Consider the following 26,199-nt stretch of genomic DNA (forward strand, 5'->3'; position numbering starts at 1 on the left):
AATGTGTGGAGAAAGAGCAATGTTTAAAATTATTTTTAGTGATATTGATGGGACGCTCATCAATGACGCTTTGGAAGTTACTTCTAAAACACGTCGTGCTTTGAGTGATGCTGTCAATTCAGGTGTCTTATTTGTGCCCGTATCGGCGCGCATGCCTGAAGCAATCAAACCAATCATCAAAGATTTTTTGCCTGAAGTGCCGATGATTTCTTACAATGGTGCTTTTATTCAGGATGAATGTGGTCAAGTGATTGATAGTTGTCCAATGAGCCCGCAGGCGGCGCAAGCTATTTGTCAGTACTTGGAAAAAGAAGTGGCAGATGTGGTTTGGAATGTTTACAGCGGTGAAAAATGGTTGTCGCAAAACCGCTTGAACAAATGGATTTCTCGTGAAGAACGTGTTGTTGGTCTTGTTTCACAAGAAGCAGACTTAGAGGCAATCGGTCATTTACCAGAAGTTCACAAACTGCTTTTAATGGGTGAGCCTGAGCGTATGCAAGCACTGGAAGAAAAACTAAAAGAACTCTATCCAGGGTTATCAATCGCAAGATCTTTACCTTATTACATTGAAGTTATGGCAAGTGGCATCCAAAAAGGGCGTGCAGTCAGCCTATTAGCCAAACACTACGGTGTTGAGATGTCAGAAACCTTAGCTTTCGGTGATAATTTTAATGATTTGGACATGCTAGAAGCGGCTGGTGAAGCTTATGTCATGGCAAATGCTCCGCAAGAAGTTAAAGAGCGCATTGGTCATGTCACTGCCAACCACAATCATGACGGCATTGCTTTAATTCTAGAAAAATTTAAACTTGCTAGATAAAATGGATTCCTCTTTTTTCACGACTTTTCGAAATTCTCGCACCTAGTGTGGGAATTTTTTTAAATGACTTTTGCCACTAAAAAAATTGATTTTTGTCACATCAAGCTGATGACAAATGTTTGGTGATAGCGCTTTCTTTTTCTGTTAATATTATCTCTGTTGAATGTTGAAGCTACTTTGACAAATTTCAATAGGAGAAAGGACTTATGAAAAAAGAACAAGAAAAGAAATGTGTCAACTGGTTTATGCACAAACGCGGTAAACAATGGATTTATGGTTGTGGTGTTTTAGTTTGTGGTATGGTCTTAGGAACTGTAACTACACCCGTTATGGCTGATGAAGCTGTTTCTTCATCGACAGAAATGATAGCGGTTACGAACACAAACTCAGAAAACGCAAATACAGACCAAAAAACTGAAGTAGGTCAAGAAACACAACAACCTGCTAATCAGTTAGAAACTCCGGTTACAGAAAATCAAACACCAACTGAACAAGGAGTTGTTGAAGAACAAAATCAAAATGTCACAGAAGAAAATCAAGTAACAGAAAACCAAGATGTTACAGAACAAAATCAAGTGACTGAAAATCAAGAAACTGCGACTGAAACTTCAGACGATGCTCAAAAAACTGAGACATCAGATGCTGAAGAAAAAGTTGATGTGACTGATTCGCTTAAACAAAAAACTAACCAACCTAGCGTGAGTGCCGCAAAAACTAAACAAGCCCTTTCTGCTAATTTGACTAAGAAAAAAGAAAGTAACTATAATACAAATCTTCAAGGGTTGAGTTATGATGCAAATGTTTGGGAAGTTCGTGAAGATGGTTTGTATAGTAATGCTGTTGGAAAAGGTGATAACTTCCTTTTCTCAACCTCAACAGGTAAAAACTTTGTCTTCCAAACAGATGTAACATTCTTACAAAATACAGGTGCAGCTTCACTTGTTTTCCGTTCAACTGGTGATGCTCAAAATCTAAAAGGTTATGTTGTAAACCTTGACGGAAATTCACACAAAGCAAGATTATGGCGTTGGGCTGAAGCAAATCTTATCAATGATAAAGAAATCCCAGCAACTCCAGATAATAAATATTTCTTGAAAGTTGTGGCAGCTGATGGTTGGATTTCATACTATATCAACGGTATTTTGGTTGCAAACTTGAGTGACTACACTATCCAACGTGACGACCTTGGTCAAACAACATACATCAAAGATGGTAATTTCGGTCTTTTGAACTGGAATGGTGAAATGATTTTCCAAAATACTTTTTACCGTGAACTTACTGATGCAGAATTACCACTTCTTAAAGATGTCACAGTTACTTCAAAAAATGGTCCAGTTGAACCTAAGGGACAATTCTTCCCAGAAGGTGCTGTTTATATCCAATATGTATCACATGATGCTTCAACTGTTGACTTAAGTTTTGTTGCTAATAATCCAGCTGCAGTTATCAAAGTGACAGATGCTCAAGGTAATGTTTATTCAAATCCAAGTGATATTCCGATATCAGTTGGTGCTAACTACCTCACAGTAACAAGTACTTACACAGTAGACGGTTACGAAGTGACAGCAACTTACCGCATCAATGTTCACCGCCGTCAATCAGCAGAAGTTTATTATAATGAAAACTTCCGTGACCAATATCACTACTCTGTTAAAGATGGCTGGGCAAATGACCCTAACGGATTGGTTTACTACAATGGTGTTTATCACATGTTCTACCAATTCTACGATGATATTAAATGGGGTCCAATGCACTGGGCACATGCAACAAGTAAGGATTTGATTCACTGGGAAGATCAACCAATTGCATTCTACCCAGACTATAACGGAGCAATGTTCTCAGGTTGTATCGTAGCTGATAATAACAATACAAGTGGTTTGTTTGACGGTAATGAAGGTGGCTTGGTTGCCTTGATTACAGCTGATGGTGAAGGTCAACGTATCAAAGTTGCTTACAGTAAAGATGAAGGTAAAACTTGGCAAAAAATCGATAAAATTGCAGCTGACTGGTCAACTGACCCATTGCAAAATCGTGATTTCCGTGACCCTAAAGTCTTCCGTTGGGAAGGCAAATGGTTCATGGTTCTTGCAGGTGGACCACTTCGTATTTACTCATCAGATAATCTCTTAGATTGGTCTGTTGAATCAACATATCCAGATCTTCACACTGAATGTCCAGACCTTTACCCAATCATGGCAGAAGGTAACACAGTGAAATGGGTTCTTTCTCGTGGTGGACGTTACTATAAAGTTGGTGATTTAAAACAAGTTGATGGACACTGGAAATTTGTTGCAGACGCTGATTATCAAGAATCAGATGGTATCATGAACTTTGGTAAAGATTCATACGCTGCAATGACTTACTACGTACAAGATTTTGGTACTAAAGCTAATCCAACACTTCCTCAAATTATTGAGCTTAACTGGATGAATACTTGGGATAACTATTGTAACCTTGTAGCTGAACGTGTTGGTCAAAAATTCAATGGTACATTCAACCTTAACTTGACACTAGGTCTTGTCAAAGACGGTGATAAATACGTTCTTACTCAAACACCAATCAAAGCATATGAAAGCTTACGTGATGTAGACAACAAAGTTGAATACACAGACGTTGTTGTTGGTAAAGATAATAATCTCTTTAAAGATTTCTCTGGTGATACCTATGAAATTGTTGCTCACTTTAATCCAAGTAACAGAACAACAAAAGTTGGTTTCAACCTTCGAGTGGGTCCAGGAGAAGTGACTAAGGTTTATTACGATTTAGAAACAGGACGAATCGCTATTGACCGTAGTCAATCAGGTATCATCCTTACAGAGCTCTTTAGAAATATTGATAGCCAAGCAGTAACACGCAACGCTGATGGAAGTATTGACCTTCATATCTTTGTTGACCGTGCTAGTGTTGAAGTCTTCACAAAAGGTGATACTGTCGCAGGTGCTAACCAAATCTTCACATCACCTCAAAGTCTCGGATTAAGTGTATTTTCTGAAGGTTATGAATCTACAGCAGATATCGTTCTTTACCCATTGAAGAGTATTTGGAAAGATAAAGTTGAAACTACTGAACCACAAAGTATTGTGCCTGCGTCTGCTAAGAATGTCAGAATGAATGTTGGTGACAGTACAGTGGTTAAAGCGTACGTCTCTCCATCAGTTGCTAACCAAGATTTGCTTTGGTCACTTCTTAACAATGGTAATGTGTCGGCAGAAATTTCTGGTAATCAAGTCTTCGTTAAAGCACTTAAGAAAGGTCAAGTGATTGTTAGAGCACAATCTAAATCTAACCCGGCAGTTTATCAAGATTTTGTTCTTGATATTCTAGAAGATAACTTCAAGACAAACGTTAAAGATGTGAAAGTCTTCGCTGGTGATTGGCATGCTGACGGTGAATCATTGAAAGTTGAAAACCATGGCTAAAATGACATTTACATGTCAGCCGATAAGATGCCATACGAAAACTATCAAATGGATTTGGACATCAAATATAGTCGCGGAATTGTAAATATCTTCTTTGCTTCAGGCAATCCAGATGCTAACAATGCCTACACAATCCAATTCGGTGGAAATAACTCTGTTCGTTTGTTCCGCTTCTACGGTGATACTATTGCAGAATCACCAATGACAGCAGCCATTAACGACAATCAATTCCACCACGTTCGTTTGGTGAAATCAGCAAACGCTATTCAAGTCTTTGTTGATAATCAATTGGCAATGTCTTACACATTTGATCAAGTTGAAGACTTCTTCAATGATCCATATCTTGGTCTAGGTCTTTGGGATGGAGAACTTGAAGTTCAAAACTTCTTCGTAGTAGATTTGGATGCTAAAGAACCAACACAAAGCGAAGAAAATGGTGGAGTCGTGCCAACAAATCCTCAAACACCGGAAGAAACACCTTCAGAACAAGCAGTTGCAACAACTACATTGGCAGCTAAAGCGCCTGCTAAATCAGTCAAAGTTGCAGATGCCAAAGCTCCAGTTATTCCAAAATCTGCGGTTATTTCAGAAAGTGTCTTGCCACAAACTGGTGAAAAAGATAATCATCTTGTTGGACTTGGTATTGTATCAATTCTAGCGGCTATGGGAGCATTCTTTGGACAATTTTTCAAGAAAAAAGAATCATAATATTTAGGATATCAGGGAAATGAAAGAAAGGAGAACACTTGTTTTCCTTTCTTTTTTGTCATCTTGCTAGGTGTCAATCAAGGTCAAATTGTCTAGACATTTTAAACATGCTATAATATTTGTATATTATCGGTTGAGATTTTTGAGTAAGTAGAGAAGGTAGGGAATGAAAAAAGGAAAACTTATAGCATTATTAGTAAGCGCTTTTATTGCGCTGCTAACGATGCTTGGCATTTATCTTCATTACAAATTGGTTCCTTATAATGAAAATCGTGTCAAAATAGGGGCGACTTACATGACCATGAACAATGATTTCTATAAGGTTCTAAATAATGAAATTGACAAAATTGTAGAGGAAAAAAATGATATTCTCTACACACGAGACCCAGCGCTTGATGTTAATAAACAAACTCAACAAGTGGAACTGTTTATCAAAAAGAGAGTGGATATTATCATCATTAATCCTGTTGATGCTGACAGTAAAAAGTTGATTAAAGCTTTGAAGAAAGCTAAGAAAACAGGCATTAAGGTTGTGGTTGTGGATAGTCAGCTTTCAGATAATTCTCCAGTTGACACGACGATTGTGTCTGATAACTATCAAGCTGGCGTCTTATGTGCGCAAAACCTTATGCAGACTCAATCAAGTGCCAAAATTTTACTTTTAGAACACCAAAAAGCGGTGTCTGCAGTAGATCGTATTAATGGTTTTTTGGCGACAATCAAGGGACATGATAGCTATCAAGTTGTTGATAGAAAAGATTGTCTGGGTCAGACTGAGGTTGCTATGCCACAAGTTGAGTCAGTTATCAACTCTGGGGTAGATTTTGATACGGTCATGGCGCTTAATGACCAAGTTGCAATCGGGGCACTGGCTGCTATTGAGAATATGAAAGTTACAGCGCCCGTTAAAATTTACGGTGTTGACGGGTCGCCTGACATGAAAAACTTGTTAGCAACAACTAGCTCCATTCAAGCGACCGTTGCACAGTCACCTTTGACTATTGGTGAGAAAGCTATTCAGGCTGGGTATCGACTTTACCATGATAAAAAAGTGGATAAAGAGATTATTATTCCAGTTGAATTCATGACGAGTGAAACTGTCTTAAATAGTGATTTAACGGGGTGGCAATGATGAAAATTTTAAAAAATGTTGAGGTTGCCAAACGTGCATTGTTAGTCATTAATTTTATGGCGGTGCTTTTTTACAGTTCTGTTTATCTGTCAGCGACTAAGTACATTATTGAAAATAATTTTAGTCGTTCGCTACTAGAAAAAATCAATATTATTCCAAGTTCACCTGAACGAATTTTTTGGCTATCAAATTTATTTTTTATTGGCTTACTTTTGGTAATGTATGTCAGAAATCGTGAATTTGAAAAAGAAACTAAGGCACGTGACTGGCTGGCAGTTCTTGAAATCATTTTGCTGTTTGCGACTTTTTTTGCTTTGCAATTATCCTATAACGGCTTGATTTTATTGGTCTTCATGGATATTTTCTTTTCATATACAGACTTTTACACATTTCGTGAAAAGAAAGCCTGGCTGCTTTTTATTGTAGCTAGTTTTGGTTCGCTTTTGCTGTCAAATTATGATGTACTGTCACTTTTGGTGAGAACACCAGATTTGGATGTTTATATTAATTTCTTCTCAGCAGGCACACGTCTTGTGATTTCGTTCATCAAGAATGGATTGGTATCGCTTAATATGATTGTCTTTATCATTTCATTGATGACTTATATTATTTATTCGGTGACAGAAAATCATAAGATTGAGGAAGAATTATTGATGGCTGCGCAAGCCAATACGCGTTTGAAGGAATACGTTGCGGTGTCTGAAAAGATTACCGAAGATAGGGAACGTAGACGTATTGCGCGTGAGATTCACGACACAATTGGGCATGCTTTGACGGGGATTTCGGCAGGGATTGATGCCGTGACGGTTTTGATTGACCTTGACCCAGAACATGCTAAAAAACAATTAAGCAGTGTATCAAATGTTGTTCGCGAAGGGATTGTCGATGTTCGACGTTCTCTTAATAAAATGCGACCAGGAGCTCTTGAAAATCGTACGTTGAAAGATGCTCTAGAAAAGATGCTTTCAGAGTACCAAGAGTTGTCACACTTGCAAATTGATTTAAATTATCACTGGGATAATGTTGACTTTGATAAGACCAAGGAGGACGTTATTTTCCGAGTTATTCAGGAATCTGTGACGAATTCTTTGCGACATGGTCGTGCAACCAAGATTAAAATTAGCATGCTCAGTGAGAGTGATTATGTTTTATTGATTAAGGATAATGGAACAGGAAGTGAAAACATCAAGTATGGTTTTGGCTTAACGCAGATGACAGAACGTTTAGCTATTATTGGTGGTCGCGTTGCCTTTTCCGGTAAAGATGGATTTTCTACAACGATTCATATCCCTAAAATACAAGGAGAAGAAGGATGATACGAGTACTTATTGCAGATGATCAGGAGTTGATTCGCGAATCTTTGAAGATTGTTTTATCAGCTTATCCTGATATTGAAGTTGTTGGGGCTGTGAGTGATGGAACAGAGGTTCTAGAAACTCTGCCAACGAGCAAACCTGATGTTATTTTGATGGATATTCGTATGCCAAAAATGGATGGTGTTTTGTGTACCAAAGCGGTCAAAGAGCATTACCCAAATATCAAGGTTATCATTTTGACGACATTTGATGATGATGATTTTATCTACAGCGCTCTTAAGTATGGCGCGACAGGTTACATGCTAAAAGGAACGTCAATGGATGATTTGCATGATGCTGTTGTAACAGCCAATGAAGGACGTGCCATGATAAACCCAGATATTGCCACAAAAGTTTTCAAACTTTTTTCACAAATGGCTCAATCAAATTTTGCTATCCAAGTTGACGATGACTTGGTTCACGACATTAGTAAAATGGAATGGCGTATCATTCAACAAATTGGTTTTGGGTTGTCAAACAAAGAAATTGCTGCGAAGTTGTATTTGTCAGAAGGAACAGTGCGCAATTACCTTTCTAACATTTTGTCAAAACTCAACTTGAGAGATCGTACGCAATTAGCGATTTGGGCGGTTCAGACAGGTGTAACGCTCAAATCATTTGAGGATGATGACCATGACTAAACTAACCAAGATAAAACTTTGGCTTTCAGCGATTGTTCTTTTAAGTGCTTGTATTGGTGGTTATGTCTATTATCAAATGCAACAAAAGACAATTTTAAAAATTGGTGTCTACGCTGGCAGCAGTTGGGATGTACCAAATGGTAATGATTATAAAGTGATTGATACAGCTATTAAACGCTTTGAAAAACTACACCCTAGGGTCAAGGTTGTCTATGAAAGTGGGATTTCAAAAGCCGATTATTCAACTTGGTTGACAGATCAGATTGTAGCTGGAAAACAACCTGATGTATTTATCGTGCCAGAAGATGACTTTAACCTTTTATCTTCAACAGGTGCACTGGCAAATCTGGATAGTAATATCAGCACTAGTTTTTACGATTCAATCTTTTATCAATCATCTTACCAAGCAGGAGAGTATAATCATAGCCATTATGCATTACCATTTGAAAGCAATCCAACCATGATGTGTATTAACATTGATTTGCTGAAAAAAGAAGGTATCCAGATTCCAATATCTGGTTGGACAGTGGATGATTTTTATAATATTTGTAAACAAGTAACTAAGGATACAGATGGTGACGGGGTCATTGATCAGTATGGTTGCGTTGGCTATACTTGGCAGCAAGCTGTTGCTGCTTACGGCGCAAAACTTTTCAATGAAACAGGTAGCAAAGCGTATTTTGATAGTGAAAAGGTTAAAAAAGCATTGGGCTTAATCACTCAACTAAAAGCTTTAAATGGAAATTATGAAGTGACAATGAAAGACTTTGATGAAGGAAAAGTTGCCTTCATTCCAATGTCATTAGCCATGTATCGAACTTACAAACCTTACCCTTACCACGTTGCCAAGTATTCAACATTTTCATGGTCTTGTGTAACTATGCCAGCTAGCCAAAAAGGTGTTGATGCAACGCAGGTTTCAACATCACTCTATGCGATTTCGTCAAAAACAAAACATCGCAGTGCAGCTTGGCAATTTTTAAAATTCTTGTGTACAGATGAAAAAGTTCAACAATCTGTCTTTAATTACTCTCAAGGAAGTTCAGTTTTGAAATCTGTCATGCGTAGTCAAGCAACAGAAGATAAATTGAAAGAAGACGGTTTTGGTTCTGAGTCACTGACTGTTTCAACACTGGATTCCATGCTTAGCCAAGGTGTGACGAAGCCAACCTTTAAAACTTACAACAGCGTGATGAATCAAGCTGATTACATCATCAATAAATCACTAGCTAATAACAGTATTGATAGTGATTTGTTTGCTATTCAAAAGGAAATTGAGGATAGCTTAAAATAAAAAAGAAAGTCTGGAATAAATTGTTCCAGGCTTTTTTCATGTTTTCTAAAAATGACATTTGTCATTTTCAATATGGCGATTGTCATTGCCATGATATGACAATCGAGAGTGTGAAAACGCTTAATACATTGATAGAATAATAGACAGATAAGGAGAGATAAAACTATGAAGTATTTACTACTGGTGAGTCATGGTGGTTTTGCAGAAGGTCTCAAAACTTCTTTGGCTATGTTCGCTGAAGATAAAATGGACCAAGTCATTGCAGTTGGTTTGAAAAACGGAAAAACTGTTGATGATTTTGCGCAAGATTTCAGACAAGCCATTTCAGGTTTGACAGCTGAAGATTCAGTTATCGTTCTTGCAGATATTGTTGGTGGTAGCCCACTTACAACAGCTTGCAGTGTTTTGGACGAACTTGGCAAACTTGATGACGCTGTTATCCTAGGTGGTATGAATTTACCAATGGCAATTACCTCAGCAGTTATGAAAGATATGCTTGAGGGTGACGCTTTTGTTCAAGCTGTTTTGCCAGAAGCTCAAGCAGCTCTTCAAGAATTCAAAATCGCTTCAGATGATGAAGAAGACGACATTTAATAATTAAAAAGGAGATTAACAATGACTGTTTCATTTGTACGTATTGACGACCGTATGATCCACGGCCAAACTGTAACACGCTGGGCAAAAGAATATCCATGTGATGGTTTGATTGCCGTAAACGATGCTGCTGCAAGTAACAAAGTTTTGACACAAGCTTATAAAGGTGCTTCAGACAAGAAAACTTTTGTTTGGACAGTAGATGCCTTTGGTAAAAAATCACAAAAAGTTTTGGATTCAGATACAAAATATTTTGTTATCACTAAAAACCCAATTGACATGAAAAAACTTTTGGTTGACCAAGGTTTTGTTCCAAGTGATGTTAAAGAAATCATCGTTGGCCCATGTAATGACCGTCCAGGTGCTGTCAAACTTGGTAATAACCAATCAATCACACAAGAAGAAGCTGATGCGATTGAAGCAATCGAAAAAGCAGGTTACAAAGTTAAATTCCAACTTCTACCTGACGTTTCAATTGGTTACTGGTCAGATTTCAAATCTAAATTTGGTTATTAATATTGACAGTTTATCTAGAAGCTAAGGCTTCTGATGACTTAATAAAAATTTTTTAAATAATATAGGAGAAGAAGTATTATGGCAATTTCTTGGTTCCAAGCAGCCTTATTAGGTTTGTTTGCATGTTTGTCTTCAATGCCTGGTCTTGGTGGTACAACCATTGGTAACTATACTCTTGGTCGTCCATTAGTCGGTGGTCTTGTCTGTGGTCTTATTTTAGGAGATCTTAAAACAGGTATCATTTGTGGTGTGGCAATGCAATTGGTTTACATCGCACTTGTAACTCCTGGTGGTACAGTTTCAGCCGATGTGCGTGCTGTATCTTATATCGGTATTCCTTTGGCAATGGTTGCTATCCATTCACAAGGTTTGTCAGCTGACTCAGCTGATGCAGCTAACTTGGCTAAATCAATGGGTACTCTTGTAGGTACTGTTGGTACAGTTCTTTTCTACGGAACAGCTACAATGAACCTTGTATGGCAACATATTGGTTGGCGTGCTGTTGAAAAAGGAAACTTCAAACAACTTTACAAAGTTGACTGGCTATATCCTTGGATTTCACACATCGTTTTCTCATTTGTTCCAACTTTGATCATGTGTAAACTTGGTGCAACTGCCGTAACAGCAATGAAAGATGCTCTTCCAATGGATGGTATCCCAATGAAAACCCTCTTCACAGTCGGTGCTTTGCTACCATGTGTCGGAATCGCAATTCTTTTGAAACAAATTGTTGAAAAAGCTGTTGACTTTATTCCGTTCTTTGTTGGATTTACTTTGGCGGCTTCACTTGGTTTGAACTTGGTTTCATGTGCAGTTATTTCATTGATCTTTGCAGTATTGTTCTACGAACTTGAAATGGCAAAACACGTAAAAGCAACTGCTGCAGTAGCTGATGATTTTGATGACGATGATGAGGAGGATATCTAAGATGGCTCAAAAAAAAATTAACTAAGAAAACTTTAATGAAATCTTTCCATCATTGGTACTATGGTAACTTGACATGTTTCTCACAAGAACACATGCAAACATTTGGTTACCTAACTTCTATGCTACCAATCGTGGAAGAATTATATGATAACAAAGAAGATCAAGCACGTTCAATGCAAACATATACAGCATTCTTCAATACTGAACCTCAACTTGGGGCCCTTATCGTTGGTATCACAGCAGGTCTTGAAGAAGCTCGTGCTAATGGTTCTGAAGAAGTTGACGACGAAACAATCAACGGACTTCGTGCAGGTCTTATGGGACCAGTTGCAGGTATCGGTGACTCTCTTGTCGTTGGTACTTTGATTCCAGTTATCTTAGGTATTGCCCTTGGTCTTTCAACAGGTGGCTCTCCAATCGGTGCAATTTTCTACATCGTTGTATGGAACTTGCTTGCATACCTTGGTATGAAATTTGCATACTTCAAAGGTTATGAACTTGGTGATAAAGCCGTTGAATTCCTAGTTGGTGCTCAAGGTCAAGCTATCCGTAAAGCTGTATCAATCGTTGGTGGTATGGTTGTCGGTGGTGTTGCCGCTACTTGGGTATCAGTTAAAACTTCATTCCAACTTGGTAACGCTAAACACCCATACTTGGTTCTTCAAGACAAATTGGATGCCGTTTATCCAGGTTTCCTAACAGCATTATTCATCGTATTCTGCTGGTGGTTGATGGCTAAGAAAAACATCTCACCAATCAAAGTTATGCTATTGCTCGTAGTTATTGCCTTTGTCGGTGTACTTGTTGGTTTCTTCAACCCAGGTTTGTCTTACTAATTTACATACTTCTAGAGGAGAAATATCATGACAAAATCAGAACTTATCAGAGGTTATGAAACTGAAATAGCTTATCAAAAACATATGCTTGAAAATTTAGGTCGTTGGTTGACTTTACTTCTAGCAGTAACGAGTTTAGGATTTTTACTCATTTATTTCTTTAACAAACAAATCATTTTGCTAATTCTCGGTTTTGTCGTGATGATCCTTGGAAGTTTGGGCATGTTAATATTTGGCTATGGTATCTACCATGGTAAGAAAAATCTTGCCAAAGTTATTGACGATTTTGAAACAAAACTCCAATCATTTTAAATCAAAATGTGTAAACTCTTTTTAAAAACTATTCTGAAATAACAATACAAAAATTACAATTACTTACTCAAACATTCAACATAAAAAGGTTCCTAGTACGTAATCTCCTTACTAGGAATCTTTTTATGTTTTATTTTTCTGAATTTTAAAAATATATTGACAAACACTAAGAGATAAAGGCGAATTTAGAGTAATAAATACAATCGTTTACGAATATAAAAGAGAGGACTGTGCAAAAACACATATTAAAGTATTTGATGTATTGTGAGAAAAGTTGTATGAATAAGAATGAGAAAATAGGGGAACTTTATAAAGAATTACGTTTGGCAAGGGGGCTTAAACTTAAGGATATTGCTACTAAAAAACTTACCGTTTCGCAACTTTCAAAATTTGAACGGGGACAGTCTATGTTGTCTGCAGATAGATTTTTATTAGCAATTTCTGGATTAAATATGAATTTCGCTGAATTTGCACACGCTATGGATGACTACCAGCCAAATCGTTTAACTATTTTTGCAGATAAACTTTTTACAATATTTATTTCACAAGATGTAGAAGGCTTTAAAAAGTTTTTAGAAGAAAAAGATGGGGATAGAACAATCTATGATTTTATTGAGAGGATTATCATTAAAAATAATATTAAATCCATAGAAAAAGAATATGAAATTTCCTTTTTAGAAATTGAAAGATTGACACAGTATTTTTATAGCATAGAAAATTGGACTGCATATGAATTGTATGTATTTGGGGAAACAGTTTCACTTTATAGTACTTTGGATTTAGTTTTTTTAGGTGAAGTTTGCTGTGAGAGAAGCAAAAAATTTAGACAGTTGGATAGTTATGTTAAACAGTACAGAAGTACACTAGCTAATCTCATTTCTGTTTTAATTAGTAGGAATGAATTAGTTTATATTAATTTTTTTATTACTGAGCTAGAAAATGATTTACGCTACTCAGATTTATTTGAACATGCAACGTTGAATTTTTTTAAGCTTTATTTAGAGTATCAAGAATCTGCTGTAAAAGATAAAAAACGGATTGTACAACATCTTCAAGCTATACGAACCCTTGGCTGTACAGAATTAGCGGCTTCATTTGAAGAGAATTTTAATCAGTGGATAAAAAAGATTTAGAGTAATTTTTTATTTCAATATTTTAAACCTTTTTGCCTAATAGTATTACATTAATCAATAGGTGTGCGGACATCAATTGTAAAATTAGAAAATGAAGATGGCAGTAATTATCAAATTTGCGAAAATAATAAAATGGACTAATTTTTTGATATATTTGTTTTTACAAGTACTTGTGAAATTAATTTTTAATATGTCTAGATTAAAGGAAAAGGTTATGAAGAAATTATTTATTCTAGGTTCATGTTTATTGTATTTGAGTTGTTCAACAGTATGTTTTGCGGACGATGTGATAAGTGAAAGTGATTTGTTTACTCCACAGGAAATTCAACAATGGGAAAATGAGGCACTTGATAAGCTTGAAGAAGCACCGATTGTTTTTGATAAGGAAGAAAATGACCTTGCTAAAGAAAATAGTGCGACTATTTCAGGTATCAATGGTAAGAAGTTAGGAACTTGGTCGTGGAGAGATGGAGTCATTTGTATTACAGATTCTCATGCTAAAAGTCCTTTATTTAACAATGGTCATGCGGGTATTGTGGCTGCAGCCCCATATTACGATAGTGTAATTGAAGCAAATCCTTCAGATGGTGTTCAGCCTAAGTATGGAAGCTGGGGTTCTCGCTTTTCGGGAAATACAGTAGTTCAACTAGGTGTGAAGTCAACCACAGTAACACAAGACAGAAAAGCTGCACAGTGGGCAGCTAAGCAAATTGGAAAACCGTACAATAAATCGTTTACTAATATTAACACTCGAAGTAGCTTTTATTGCTCACAACTTGTTTGGGCAGCATATAAGGATACCACAGGAGCTGATATCGGAACAGCAGCATGGGGAACAGCTATTCATCCATTTGAATTAGTAAACAATAAAACACAAGTTATCTATAGAAATAGGACATCATAATGAAAAAGAAATCTTGGCTAATTTTATTAGTGGTGGTTGTTTTGGGATTATCGGGTTGTCAGAGTAAGGCAACGAGTGAGCCAGCAAAAGCATATGATTTGGCAATTTCGCACGGCAATTGGATTACGACATTTAAAAATGATAATAATCAGCTGGAAAAGGTTGAAACACGACAATTATTTGATAAAAATCTTGGCATTTGGCAAGAACGCTTGCAATGTGTTAAAGGCAGGTTATATGGTAGAACCCATGAATCCGCGGATTCATATCAAGTTTATCTATTCGATATAGAACCCAAAACTTTAAAAAGTAAATTGACTAAAGTTGGCGGTAATGACATCTATGGTTCAGCTAATGATGGAGAATATATTTACACAACTGCAGTTTTTTCAGGACATACTGATTTTTATAAATACGATACCAACTTACATCAAGTTGTTAAAAAAACAATTAAAGAAGCGGGTGTAATGAATCTCACCAATGAAATCATTTTTGTTGGTGATACCATTTATGTGCTTGTGGGCTCTGTGGACAATGAGACCGGAGCTAACTCTAATTATCTATGGGTGATGAATAAGCAGCTAGAAATTCAAGATAAAATTAATCTCAACTATACCGAGGGTGGTTATTTTCGAATGGTTGAAGCAGACGGAAAACTTTATATGACAGCTGCTAAAGAGGGGATTCGTGAGGATGGCGAGCCAGGTGGTGGGCAGCATATTCTTGTTTACGACCTTGCAAGTGGTGAAACCAGTCGTATTGAAACCGAGTTTGAATACCCGAAATTTATTTATTATGACAAGTCTCGCCATCAATTGCTAATTCTTCATGACCCGCTCTATGTTGCTGATTACACTTGGACAATCATTGATTTAGAAAACCTCTCTCAGACCCAACTTACTTTCCCAGAAATTACTTCGGGAATCCAAGAAGTCTTTTTCACGCAGAGAGATTCGGATTACTACTTTTTATTTAATGAACATTTAGTGAAATATTCTGCGGATACACAAGAAAAAACAGTTTATGATTTATCAAAATATGACATTGATAATGCAGATGCTGTTATTTTTAGCAAGTAAAGCGGGAGTATATGTCTTCATTTGGAGATAGAATTTTATTTTTCTGAATTTTAAAAATATATTGACAAAACATCAAAATAAGGGTAGACTAGTTTACAATCAAAAACAATTGATGCAAGTCAATACCTAGCACTCATTGATTTGTTATTCTTAACAGGAGAAAAAGTATGCTTAATTTAACGTCTATAACGACTGAAAAACTGAATCGATACTATTACTTTAGTTTCTTTAGATAGACGTTTGTAGCCATCATGGATGCAAACGTCACCTGCGTTTGTATCTATGAAGCTAAAGCATTTTGCCTGTTTTGAAAAAGCCGATTAGATACTCAAAAATCTAACTGGCTATTAAGTATTTCTACTTTTTTTGCATACGCGTAAAACCAGTTAGTTTTTTGAACTAGCTGGTTTTTGTTGTGATTGATTTAGGGGAAATCCCTAATGGTGATATTAGGTTAACTTGTCTAGCACGTGCTTTAGGCAAGTAAGTAAAAAGTAGAGGAAGGTAAATTATGAAAAAAGGTTTAACGGCTTTGATGGCAGTTATGTTAGCTGCCCTCACCTTAGCAGGGTGTTCGTCAAACAAAAATGCAAGCAAAGATGTTGTCCATCTTGGCATTCTCCAATATGTGGAGCATCCATCTTTAACGGCTGCGCGTAAAGGCTTTGTGGATGAATTGAAAAAAGAAGGTTATGTCGAAGGTAAGAATCTTAAGTTAGATTATGAAAATGCTCAAGGTGACCAGTCTAACCTTCAAACCATTTCAACTAACTTGATTTCTAACAATGATTTGGTTCTAGGGATTGCCACTCCAGCAGCGCAGACTTTGTCAAATCTATCAACAGATGTTCCAGTAGTCTTTACAGCTGTTACAGATCCTGTATCAGCTAAACTAGTAGATACCATGGAAACTCCTAACGGCATTGCGACTGGAACGAGCGATATGTCTCCTATCTCAAAACAGGTAGAATTGTTGCAAAAAGTTATGCCTGATGTGAAAAAAGTTGGGATTATGTACACAACTAATGAACGTAATTCAGAAGTTCAAGTTGAAGAAGCGCAAAAAGAATTTGCTAAAGCAGGCATTGATGTCATTACCAAAGGGATTTCATCAACTAATGATGTTCAAGATACAGCTAAAAGCTTGATGAGTCAGACACAAGTTCTTTTCATCCCAACAGATAATATGATTGTCAGCGCCATTTCATTACTTACAGAACTATCAAAAGAAATGAAAGTTCCAGTTGTTGGTGGCTCTGCAGACGTAGTTGACCAAGGCGTCCTTTTCACTTACGGTGCCAATTACGAGGCGCTTGGTCGTCAAACGGCTAAGTTAGCTGTTCGTATTATTAAAGGTGAAGATGTAAGTAAGGTTGCTGCAGAATATCCTAAAGCTCTCAATGTTGTTGCTAATGATGATATGGCAAAAACGCTTGGCATTGATTTAAGTAGCATTGAAAATGAAACGACAGAAGCTTCTTCTGAGGAGACAACAAAGACAAGTGCATCAACTGGCAGTCAAGAGAAATCTGCTGCTAACCAATCAAGCAAATCTGCTAAATCAAGCTCAAATGCTTGGATTGATATCATTTTAACAGCTATTTCACAAGGTCTCTTGTGGGCTATCATGGCTATCGGTGTGTTTATTACTTTCCGTATTTTGGACATCGCAGACCTTTCTGCCGAAGGTTCATTCCCACTTGGGGCAGCTTCAACAGCTATCATGATTGTTAACGGCATTAACCCGTTGATTGCGACTATTGGTGGTTTTGTGGCTGGGATGTTAGCTGGAGCCGTTGCTGGATTCTTGCATACCAAGATGAAAATTCCAGCATTGTTAACAGGGATTATCGTGTTGACAGCTCTTTACTCAGTTAACCTTTTAGTCCTTGGTAGTGCTAATGTTTCCCTAGCGGGTCAAACGACTTTAGTCACAGTCTTCACATCAGCGCTCAATCTTTCAAAACTATATGCTGTGATTTTGATTGGTGTGATCTTTGTGGCTTTGGTGATTTTACTACTTGTCGTCTTGTTGAATACACAAATGGGACTCGCTCTTCGTGCGACAGGTGATAACCTTGCTATGGGTGAAGCTAACGGGATTAAAGTTGACCGTATGAAGATTCTAGGTTACATGATTTCAAATGGTTTGATTGCTCTTGCTGGTTCACTCTTAGCGCAAAATAACGGCTACGCTGATATGAACATGGGAACAGGAACAATCGTCAACGGTCTGGCTTCTATTATTCTTGCAGAAGTGATTGTCAAATACTTGCCACTTGGCAAACGTCTCTGGTCAATCGTTCTTGGCTCAATCTTGTACCGTTTGGTTCTTGTCATTATCTTAGCCATGAACGTAGACGCACAAATGCTTAAACTAGCTTCAGCAGTCCTTCTTGCATTGATTCTTTATGTTCCAGAAATTCGCAATAAACTACACATTAAACCCTCAAAAACATTGACATCAGGAGGTAAGGCATAATGGCACTTTTAAGCTTATCAAATATCCATAAAACTTTTGAAAAAGGAACCGTTAACGAAAATCATGTCTTGCGAGGCCTTGACTTGGACATCGAACAAGGGGATTTTATCTCAGTGATTGGAGGAAATGGTGCTGGGAAATCAACATTGATGAACTCTATCGCAGGTGTGGTTGAGATTGACGAAGGAGATATTGTCCTAGATGGTCAATCCATTCGCAAGGCTTCAGTTGCTGCACGTTCAAAAGATATCAGCCGAGTTTTTCAAGACCCTCGGATGGGAACAGCAACTAACTTAACGATTGAAGAAAATATGGCCATTGCTTATCGTCGTGGGAAAAAGCGCAGCTTCTTCAAAAAATCAATCACTGAGGCAGAACGTCAACTTTTCAAAGAGAAATTGGCTGAGCTAGGATTGGGACTAGAAAACCGTATGAAAACCGATGCAGCTTTCCTATCAGGTGGTCAACGCCAAGCGCTCACACTTGCCATGGCAACCTTGGTTCGTCCAAAAGTTCTTCTTCTTGACGAACATACTGCGGCCCTTGACCCTAAAACAAGTGACATGGTCATGCAACTGACTAAAAAAGTTGTTGAAGAGCAAGAACTCACAACCTTGATGATTACCCACAATATGGAACACGCTATTGAGTACGGTAACCGTTTGGTTATGCTTTACCACGGTAAAATCGTTGTGGACGTTCGTGGCGAAGAAAAGAAAAATCTCACCGTCGCACAACTCATGGATCTCTTCCACAAAAACAGTGGTCAAGTCCTAAACGATGACGCTTTGGTTTTGGGGTAATAAGAAAAACAACTTAGATGACTTAGCGTCTAAGTTGTTTTTTAGTGTTTTTTTCTTGACTATTTCTGACCAAGTGTTAGAATAGTTTTTGTAGACATTAGCACTCTAATGCAAAGAGTGCTAACAACAATAAAAATATTGGAGGCAAAAGCATGTTGAAACCATTAGGTGACCGTGTGGTCTTGAAAGTTGAAGAAGAAAAAGAACAAACAGTTGGTGGTTTTGTCCTTGCTGGCGCAGGCAAAGAAAGCACACAAACGGCAACTGTTGTAGCTGTTGGTACTGGTGCCCGTACATTGACAGGTGAATTGGTCGCACCAAGTGTTGCAGCTGGAGAGAAAGTTATTATTGAAACTGGTGCAGGTGTCGAAGTGAAAGATGGTGACGATACAGTTACTATCGTTCGTGAAGCAGAAATTTTAGCCGTATTGGCGTAAGATAGACTAATAAAATAGTATATTAATAGAAATCAAACAGAGGAATAGATATGGCAAAAGATATTAAATTTTCATCAGATGCACGCGCAAGTATGATGCGTGGGGTAGATATTTTAGCAGATACAGTTAAAGTAACCTTAGGCCCTAAAGGTCGTAACGTTGTTCTTGAAAAATCATTTGGTTCACCACTTATTACAAATGATGGTGTGACAATTGCCAAAGAAATCGAACTAGAAGACCACTTTGAAAACATGGGTGCTAAACTTGTTTCAGAAGTTGCCTCAAAAACAAATGACATCGCTGGTGACGGTACAACAACTGCCACAGTATTGACACAAGCTATTGTTCGTGAAGGTCTTAAAAACGTGACTGCTGGTGCTAACCCAATCGGTATTCGTCGTGGTATTGAAGCAGCTGTTAAAGTAGCTGTTGACGAATTGAAATCAATCGCTCAACCAGTTGCTAACAAAGAAGCTATTGCCCAAGTCGCAGCCGTTTCATCACGTTCTGAAAAAGTTGGTGAATACATCTCAGAAGCCATGGAAAAAGTTGGTAACGATGGTGTTATCACAATCGAAGAATCACGTGGTATGGAAACAGAACTTGATGTTGTCGAAGGTATGCAATTTGACCGTGGATACCTTTCACAATACATGGTTACTGACAATGAAAAAATGGTTGCTGATCTTGAAAATCCATACATCTTGATTACAGACAAGAAAATCTCAAACATTCAAGATATCTTGCCACTTCTTGAAGAAGTGCTTAAAACAAGCCGTCCACTTCTTATCATCGCTGATGACGTTGATGGTGAAGCTCTTCCAACACTTGTTCTTAACAAAATCCGTGGTACATTCAACGTTGTAGCTGTTAAAGCTCCAGGATTTGGTGATCGTCGTAAAGCAATGCTTGAAGATATCGCTATTTTGACTGGTGCTACAGTGATTACAGAAGATCTTGGTCTTGAGTTGAAAGATGCTAACATGGCAGCTCTTGGTCAAGCAGCTAAAGTAACTGTTGATAAAGACAGCACAGTTATCGTTGAAGGTGCTGGTGATGCAGATGCTATCGCTAACCGTGTCAACGTGATTAAATCACAACTTGTTTCAACAACATCAGAATTTGACCGCGAAAAACTTCAAGAACGTTTGGCTAAATTAGCTGGTGGTGTTGCAGTTATCAAAGTTGGTGCTGCTACAGAAACAGCTCTTAAAGAAATGAAATTGCGTATTGAAGATGCCCTTAACGCGACACGTGCCGCTGTTGAAGAAGGTATCGTTGCTGGTGGTGGTACTGCCCTTGTTAACGTTATTTCTAAAGTTGCTGAACTTGAACTTGACGGTGATGAAGCTACAGGTCGTAACATCGTTCTTCGCGCTCTTGAAGAACCCGTTCGTCAAATTGCCTTCAACGCTGGTTACGAAGGTTCAGTTATTATTGAACGTTTGAAAAACTCAGAAGTTGGTACAGGATTCAACGCTGCTAACGGTGAATGGGTGAACATGGTTGAAGCTGGTATTATTGACCCAGTTAAAGTAACCCGTTCAGCTCTTCAAAATGCTGCTTCAGTCGCAAGCCTTATTCTTACAACAGAAGCAGTTGTAGCTAACCATCCAGAACCTGCTACAAGCACACCAGCAGCTCCTGGCATGGATCCATCAATGATGGGCGGATTCTAATCCAAAATTCGAATAGATTAATTAGAAAGAACACCTCAAGCGAGGTGTTCTTTTTGTTGATTATGTGATTTATTTATCTAAAAAGAATTTGATATAATTAAAAAAAGCAATTTTTTAGAAAGAGGGGTGTGTTATCATGGATGAAAAAGAAATGATGAGCTTAGGCGAGCTATATCGTGAATTACGTATGGCGCGGGGCTTAAAGTTAAAAGATGTTGCTGGTCAGAAGTTGTCAGTTTCGCAGTTATCAAAGTTTGAAAATGGGCAAAGCATGCTTACAGCAGACAAACTTTTAGTGGCGATTTCAGCGATTCACATGAGCTTTTCAGAATTTGGACACGCCCTGAATCATTATCAAGAAAGTTCTTATTTTAGACTTGGAAACCAGTTGGCTAATTTACAAGTGGCTGGTGATATTGAAGGCCTTAAAGAGGTGCTGAAAAATTTTGAAGCTGACGAAAATTTTGATACCTATAATCGTTTGACGAGGATTGATATTGTCAGTGCTATTTATGCCCTTGATCCAAGTTATGAGATTAAAGAAGATGATAAGCAATTTTTGACGCAATATCTCTATAGCATCGAACAATGGACAGAGTATGAACTTTATCTTTTTGGAAACACCATGTCGATTTTATCTGATGCTGATTTGATTTTCTTAGGAAGAGCGCTTGCTGAACGCAATGAATTTTATCTGTCACTTCCTCAACATAAAAAAGCTGCGCAGTTGACCTTTATTAATATTATCTTAGCTTTGATTGAGCGTAATCAGCTTTACTACACGACTTATTTTATGATTAGGCTAGAAAGCATGATTAATTATCAAGACATGTTTACCGTAGTATTTTTAACCTTTTTAAAAGATACCTTGGCTTATTTGAAAGGTGAGACTGATGATGTTCAACCGATGAGAGAGTGTATTGAAATGGTTAAAAAATTAGGAAATCCTACAATGGCTAAGCTCTTAGAGGAACATTTGGAACAATATTTAAAACAATATAAAAAAGGCTAGGCTGTCAACTTCCTAGCCTCTATTATTAGAGAGAACAAACTTTGGATTAAAAAGGCCAAATTCGAAGGCTCAGAAGAACTGTAGCCAGCAAAAATAAATTTTTGAGCATTATAATGACCTCCTATGTCCTTATTGTATCGTAAAAAACAGGGAAAACTTAAGATTATCATATATGAAAAAACAAAAATTGAATTTTCATATTTGCGAATTTCTAATAAGTGCTTTTTTCCGTGGTATATTATACTCGTAAGTATTTGAAGAAGTACTTACAGAGCAATATTAGTCTTGGTTAGGCAAGATGTTTTTACATGTGAATAAATCAATTGTTTGGGAGCTTTTGATTTTTGGGAGTCATGTGTGATGGGAAGTATTGCTCTAAAGGGATGGGTTTTTATCCAGGAGAGTTAGCAATATGCTAATCATGGCATCTGAATCTTTGGATTGAGATGTATAAGTCATATCTTTTTTCTTATTGAGCGACACCGTCTGTAGTATTAGTAGTATTATGCGTTCAATTACAAAAATTAGTACATTTCCGAGAGGTATGACATGAGATAGGTTTATTGAGAGTGTTTTAGCTAGGTGATTGTTCACACCAAAAAACGACTGATAACTCAGCTAGGCATTCTTGTAAACTGATTTACTTTTGACATCGTATTTTCAGTTGGGGGCAGCTGAAAATATGCTGGTGCAGCTTGACTGTATAACTTTCTGAAAAGACTGACAGCTACACTAAAAAACTTAGGAGAAAGCAAACCTTTTTGATTTGGTAAGGTTTGCTTTTCTCTTTGGTAAAGTTATAAAATAATCGTAAAAAAGACCTGTCTGTAGTATACTAAAGGTAAGAAATGTTGGTTTAGTTTTATATATGCTTACTGTATGAAGGGAGTAGGCTTATGATGTTTTGGTTAGGTGTTGCAGGTGCTGTTTTAGGTGCGATTTATCTTGTTATTGTGGATAACAAAGATGACTTTTGAATGACAAGGGTGGCTTTTTGAGCCGCCTTTTTTAGGTGTCATATGGTGTGATTTTTCTGTAATGGTAGCTTAAAAAGTTTTTGGTATAATAATGACTTAAGATTTGATGGAATAGGGAGACTAAAGATGAAAAAGTTTAAACACACGCTAAAACGTAAGAAAGTCTGGATTCCTAGTGTGATTGTGGGAGTGCTACTCTTGGTCTTTGTGGTTTGGGGAAGTTTTCACTACTCTAAAAAACAAGTCATTCGAGATTACGTAGCAGCTTACCAAAAATCTGGGGATACTTTTGACAATATCAAAGGTTATATCGTTTGGGCTGATAACAATGAAAAGGTTACAACTGATGAAGCCAAGTATGCGACATTTACCAAGTTATCAAAATCAAAAGCTGACAAGCTAAGTAGGGATTTAACAAAAGCGGACGTTTCTGATGATATTTACGTCAAAAAAATCGGTCGTAAGTTTTTGATTTTCCCAAATTATCGTATCGCTTTGAAACCTTTGGATTTGACTATTAAGACGAATGTTGATAAGGTCGACATTTTGCTCAATAAAAAGAAAGTTGCGCTTAGTGATTCAACTGATTACAGCGTCAAGCTTGAACGCTTGCCAATCGCTGATTACACGGCAAGTATTTCTGGAAAATATAATGGCAAACCAATCGAGTTAAGTAAAGATTACGATGGCAAGGACAAGGTTCTTGATTTATCGGTGACTTTTAAAAACTTTAAAGTCACAAGTAACTTAGTTGATGGTGAGCTTTATTTTGATAACACACGCGTAGGCACTTTGGAAAATGGTGAGTACGAGGTTAGTGATTACCCGTTGACAGATTCAGCTAAAGCTTACGTGAAGAAGAAATTTTCAGATGGTGATTTGAAATCACAAAAACAAGCTCTAGCAAGTATAGCTGATGGGGATACAGTTGCTTTGAATGTCGATAATCTTTTGGATAATGAAACAGCTGGAAAAGTCTTGATATCAGCTTTTGACCAAATGATCTTGTATTTGAACGCTGGGCAAGACTCATCAACGGTATCTACGGTTTTTGAAGACGGCGGTAATAATGACTTTTACAAAGGCTTGAAAGAAAGTATCAAGGCTAAGATGCAAACTGATAGTCGCAAGGCGACAAGTCTAACAGTACCAAATATCACTTTGACCAGTCTATCTCAAGTCGGCAAGGAAACTTATGTGGCAGGATTTACAGCAACTTATGATTTCCACTACGATAAATCGACAGATACTGAAAAGCAAACATCAGGTGAAGTCATCCAAAACTTAGAAGGTAAAGTAACCTTGAAGAAAGCTGGCGCGACTTATGTTGTCGCTAATTCAGGTCAAAAGAGTATCACAGTGACAAATGAAGACAATCAAGTCAAAGGAGAGTCGCTCTTCCCAGAAGCTATGCTTGGCACATGGAAAGTCGACGATAAGAGTGATACGTCATTTACCTTTGAGGCTGATGGAACAATCACTCAAACGACTAAAAATAATAAGAAACAAACCAAGGTTACGGGTATTGAAGACAAAGGAAATAATGTCTATCATTACCTTTACGGGGACGATGCTGATACAAGCGTCTTTACAGTTAGTGGTCTTGGCGGCGTTGGTGTTAAATATACTTTCGGTATTAAAGTCGACGGTAACAAGCTTACTCTAGTGGTATGGCAAGCAAATAAAGATGCTGATTTTGATTACAGTAAGCCAATGCTTGGTAGCACTTTGAGTAAAAAATAAGAAAAGGGAGTAGGGGTGTAAAAGTTGATTTATCAACGCATTAGAACCCACGTAATCACTCCGTTTTGCTTATTATAATTGCATAAATAAAGAGGTTGGTGACTTTTGTCCCAACCTCTTAATGTAATCCTGCTTCAAATGTTTTTGACTTGGCTTCAACACTGATTTTTTCAAGAGTAAATGGGTGTGTGAAGCTGAGTTTATGCGCGTGGAGCATGAGACGTTTAGCAGGAATTTTGCTGTATAATGGGTCACCGATGATGGCATATCCGTGTGCTGACAGATGGACGCGGATTTGGTGCGTGCGTCCCGTTTTTAGACGACATTTGACCAAGCTTCCTTTTGGAAAGACTTTGAGACGGTCAACGATGGTTAAGGCAATTTGACCATTTTTGCGGTCAACGACACGTTTTCTGCGGTCATGACGGTCACGTCCGATTTTATCTTGAAAGACTTGGTGTTTAGGTTCAAATTTTCCTTGAACTAGTGCCCAATATTCACGTGAAATGTCTTTGTTTTCAAGCAGACGATTGAGGACTGGCAGAACAAAAGGATTTTTAGCAAACATAACTGCTCCGCTAGTTTCCATATCTAAACGGTGGATGACGTAGCATGTTTTTCCGACATAGGCTGACACATGGTTGAGTAGAGCAATTTCATTTGGCTCGTTGCCGTGTGTCTTCATGCCTTCAGGTTTGTTGACAATGATGAGATGCTCATCTTGGTAAAGACAATCAACTAACTTGCTGTCACCAAATGGAATCGTTTTTTGTGGGTAATCGTCGTCATCAAAAGTTAGCTGGATAGTGTCGCCTGTTTTGACCAAGCTCTGCCAGTTGATATTTTCCCCGTTAATCAGTAAGTGTTTTTTGGTGCGTAAAAAATGGCGAATTTTTCGCGGAATCAGTAAATGCTCTTCTAATAGTTCCTTAACTGTGCTATCTGGATAAGGATTTTTAAGCGTATATGTTAAAGTCATAGCTCTATTATAGCATGAGTGCGCAAAAAAACGCACCTTATGGCGCGCCTAGATTTACTTGTCTTTAGCTTCGTTTTCGTGTAGCCAATCGTGGTATTTTTCCAAAAGGTTAACTGCCATTTGAGTTGCGACAGCCATTGAGTAAGCTTCAGTGCCTTCGGCTTCACTTTCTGAAACTTCGATTTTTGTTTCATCGTAAACAGCTTTTAAACTATCGTGTGACAATGTTTTTTTGAATGCTTCGAATCCTTTGTTCATGGTAAAATCCTTTCTAATACTCAAAACGAGTATCGTGGACAAGAGTGACAACCAGATAAGTTGTGAGCGTTTTTATTGATACTTTTATTTTACCACAAAAGAGATGAAAACGTTGTAATCAAGATGAAATCCCTTTTCATCTGACGTTTTTCAAAAGAA

Annotated in this window: 21 protein-coding genes and 1 pseudogene; 20 read left to right on the forward strand and 2 right to left on the reverse strand. The window is 37.5% G+C overall.

The features are described from left to right. Positions 1-19 precede the first annotated feature (19 nt). The 20 genes and pseudogenes from GPZ88_RS05155 (at position 20) to GPZ88_RS05250 (ending at position 24,803) form a co-directional block, all read left to right on the forward strand. Positions 20-820, forward strand: a complete 801-nt coding sequence (locus GPZ88_RS05155; protein ID WP_039697430.1) for a Cof-type HAD-IIB family hydrolase — start codon at positions 20-22, stop codon at positions 818-820. A 206-nt stretch (positions 821-1,026) separates the two neighbouring features. Continuing rightward, a pseudogene (locus GPZ88_RS05160) lies at positions 1,027-4,947 on the forward strand (GH32 C-terminal domain-containing protein). A 166-nt stretch (positions 4,948-5,113) separates the two neighbouring features. Beyond that, complete coding sequence (locus GPZ88_RS05165; RefSeq protein WP_039697432.1) at positions 5,114-6,079, forward strand: sugar ABC transporter substrate-binding protein; 966 nt, start codon at positions 5,114-5,116, stop codon at positions 6,077-6,079. Then, positions 6,070-7,395, forward strand: a complete 1,326-nt coding sequence (locus tag GPZ88_RS05170) for a sensor histidine kinase (protein ID WP_206282126.1) — start codon at positions 6,070-6,072, stop codon at positions 7,393-7,395. Before GPZ88_RS05165 ends, GPZ88_RS05170 begins: the two co-directional genes overlap by 10 nt. Continuing rightward, the gene (locus GPZ88_RS05175) at positions 7,392-8,075 is read left to right on the forward strand and encodes a response regulator transcription factor (protein WP_003067868.1); all 684 of its coding nucleotides are present in this window, start codon (positions 7,392-7,394) and stop codon (positions 8,073-8,075) included. Before GPZ88_RS05170 ends, GPZ88_RS05175 begins: the two co-directional genes overlap by 4 nt. After that, positions 8,062-9,369 (forward strand): ABC transporter substrate-binding protein, encoded by a 1,308-nt coding sequence (locus GPZ88_RS05180; protein WP_420825317.1) that lies wholly within the window; start codon positions 8,062-8,064, stop codon positions 9,367-9,369. The genes GPZ88_RS05175 and GPZ88_RS05180 overlap by 14 nt, the downstream gene beginning before the upstream one ends. A gap of 165 nt (positions 9,370-9,534) precedes the next feature. Beyond that, positions 9,535-9,963, forward strand: coding sequence for a PTS sugar transporter subunit IIA (locus tag GPZ88_RS05185; RefSeq protein ID WP_003067864.1), 429 nt, complete (start codon positions 9,535-9,537; stop codon positions 9,961-9,963). A 21-nt stretch (positions 9,964-9,984) separates the two neighbouring features. Beyond that, positions 9,985-10,479, forward strand: a complete 495-nt coding sequence (locus GPZ88_RS05190) for a PTS sugar transporter subunit IIB (protein ID WP_009853259.1) — start codon at positions 9,985-9,987, stop codon at positions 10,477-10,479. Between the two features lie 78 nt (positions 10,480-10,557). Next, positions 10,558-11,406: a PTS mannose/fructose/sorbose/N-acetylgalactosamine transporter subunit IIC gene (locus GPZ88_RS05195; protein ID WP_157628654.1), complete on the forward strand. Its 849-nt coding sequence runs from the start codon at positions 10,558-10,560 to the stop codon at positions 11,404-11,406. 35 nt (positions 11,407-11,441) lie between these two features. Beyond that, the gene (locus tag GPZ88_RS05200; protein WP_021141459.1) at positions 11,442-12,242 is read left to right on the forward strand and encodes a PTS system mannose/fructose/sorbose family transporter subunit IID; all 801 of its coding nucleotides are present in this window, start codon (positions 11,442-11,444) and stop codon (positions 12,240-12,242) included. Positions 12,243-12,269: 27 nt separating this feature from the next. Beyond that, positions 12,270-12,554 (forward strand): hypothetical protein, encoded by a 285-nt coding sequence (locus GPZ88_RS05205; protein ID WP_021141460.1) that lies wholly within the window; start codon positions 12,270-12,272, stop codon positions 12,552-12,554. Positions 12,555-12,832: 278 nt separating this feature from the next. Further along, on the forward strand, positions 12,833-13,687 hold the full coding sequence (locus GPZ88_RS05210; RefSeq protein WP_166043619.1) for a helix-turn-helix domain-containing protein: 855 nt from the start codon (positions 12,833-12,835) through the stop codon (positions 13,685-13,687). Positions 13,688-13,901: 214 nt separating this feature from the next. Continuing rightward, on the forward strand, positions 13,902-14,591 hold the full coding sequence (locus GPZ88_RS05215; protein WP_166043621.1) for a YiiX/YebB-like N1pC/P60 family cysteine hydrolase: 690 nt from the start codon (positions 13,902-13,904) through the stop codon (positions 14,589-14,591). Beyond that, positions 14,591-15,670 carry a hypothetical protein gene (locus GPZ88_RS05220; protein WP_157628656.1) on the forward strand — a complete coding sequence of 360 codons (1,080 nt, stop codon included), beginning with the start codon at positions 14,591-14,593 and terminating at the stop codon, positions 15,668-15,670. The genes GPZ88_RS05215 and GPZ88_RS05220 overlap by 1 nt, the downstream gene beginning before the upstream one ends. A gap of 511 nt (positions 15,671-16,181) precedes the next feature. Continuing rightward, complete coding sequence (locus GPZ88_RS05225) at positions 16,182-18,152, forward strand: ABC transporter substrate binding protein (protein WP_166043623.1); 1,971 nt, start codon at positions 16,182-16,184, stop codon at positions 18,150-18,152. Beyond that, positions 18,152-18,955: an ABC transporter ATP-binding protein gene (locus GPZ88_RS05230; protein WP_166043625.1), complete on the forward strand. Its 804-nt coding sequence runs from the start codon at positions 18,152-18,154 to the stop codon at positions 18,953-18,955. The genes GPZ88_RS05225 and GPZ88_RS05230 overlap by 1 nt, the downstream gene beginning before the upstream one ends. A 152-nt stretch (positions 18,956-19,107) precedes the next feature. Further along, entirely contained in the window at positions 19,108-19,392 is a 285-nt protein-coding gene (gene groES / locus GPZ88_RS05235; RefSeq protein ID WP_166043627.1) for a co-chaperone GroES, read from the forward strand. 50 nt (positions 19,393-19,442) lie between these two features. Beyond that, the gene (groL, locus tag GPZ88_RS05240; protein ID WP_166043629.1) at positions 19,443-21,071 is read left to right on the forward strand and encodes a chaperonin GroEL; all 1,629 of its coding nucleotides are present in this window, start codon (positions 19,443-19,445) and stop codon (positions 21,069-21,071) included. A gap of 136 nt (positions 21,072-21,207) precedes the next feature. Beyond that, entirely contained in the window at positions 21,208-22,083 is an 876-nt protein-coding gene (locus GPZ88_RS05245; RefSeq protein WP_166043631.1) for a helix-turn-helix domain-containing protein, read from the forward strand. A 1,103-nt stretch (positions 22,084-23,186) separates the two neighbouring features. Continuing rightward, positions 23,187-24,803: a zinc ribbon domain-containing protein gene (locus GPZ88_RS05250; protein WP_166043634.1), complete on the forward strand. Its 1,617-nt coding sequence runs from the start codon at positions 23,187-23,189 to the stop codon at positions 24,801-24,803. 118 nt (positions 24,804-24,921) lie between these two features. Here the strand turns inward: GPZ88_RS05250 and GPZ88_RS05255 are convergent, their stop codons facing one another. Together GPZ88_RS05255 and GPZ88_RS05260 are read right to left on the reverse strand one after the other, a co-directional pair. After that, positions 24,922-25,782, reverse strand: coding sequence for an RluA family pseudouridine synthase (locus GPZ88_RS05255; protein ID WP_166043635.1), 861 nt, complete (start codon positions 25,780-25,782; stop codon positions 24,922-24,924). 54 nt (positions 25,783-25,836) lie between these two features. After that, a complete protein-coding gene (locus tag GPZ88_RS05260) occupies positions 25,837-26,040 on the reverse strand; it encodes a hypothetical protein (protein WP_020916015.1) in 204 nt (67 codons plus the stop codon). Positions 26,041-26,199: the final 159 nt, after the last annotated feature.

Source organism: Streptococcus ruminicola, from assembly GCF_011387195.1.
Lineage (GTDB): Bacteria > Bacillota > Bacilli > Lactobacillales > Streptococcaceae > Streptococcus > Streptococcus ruminicola.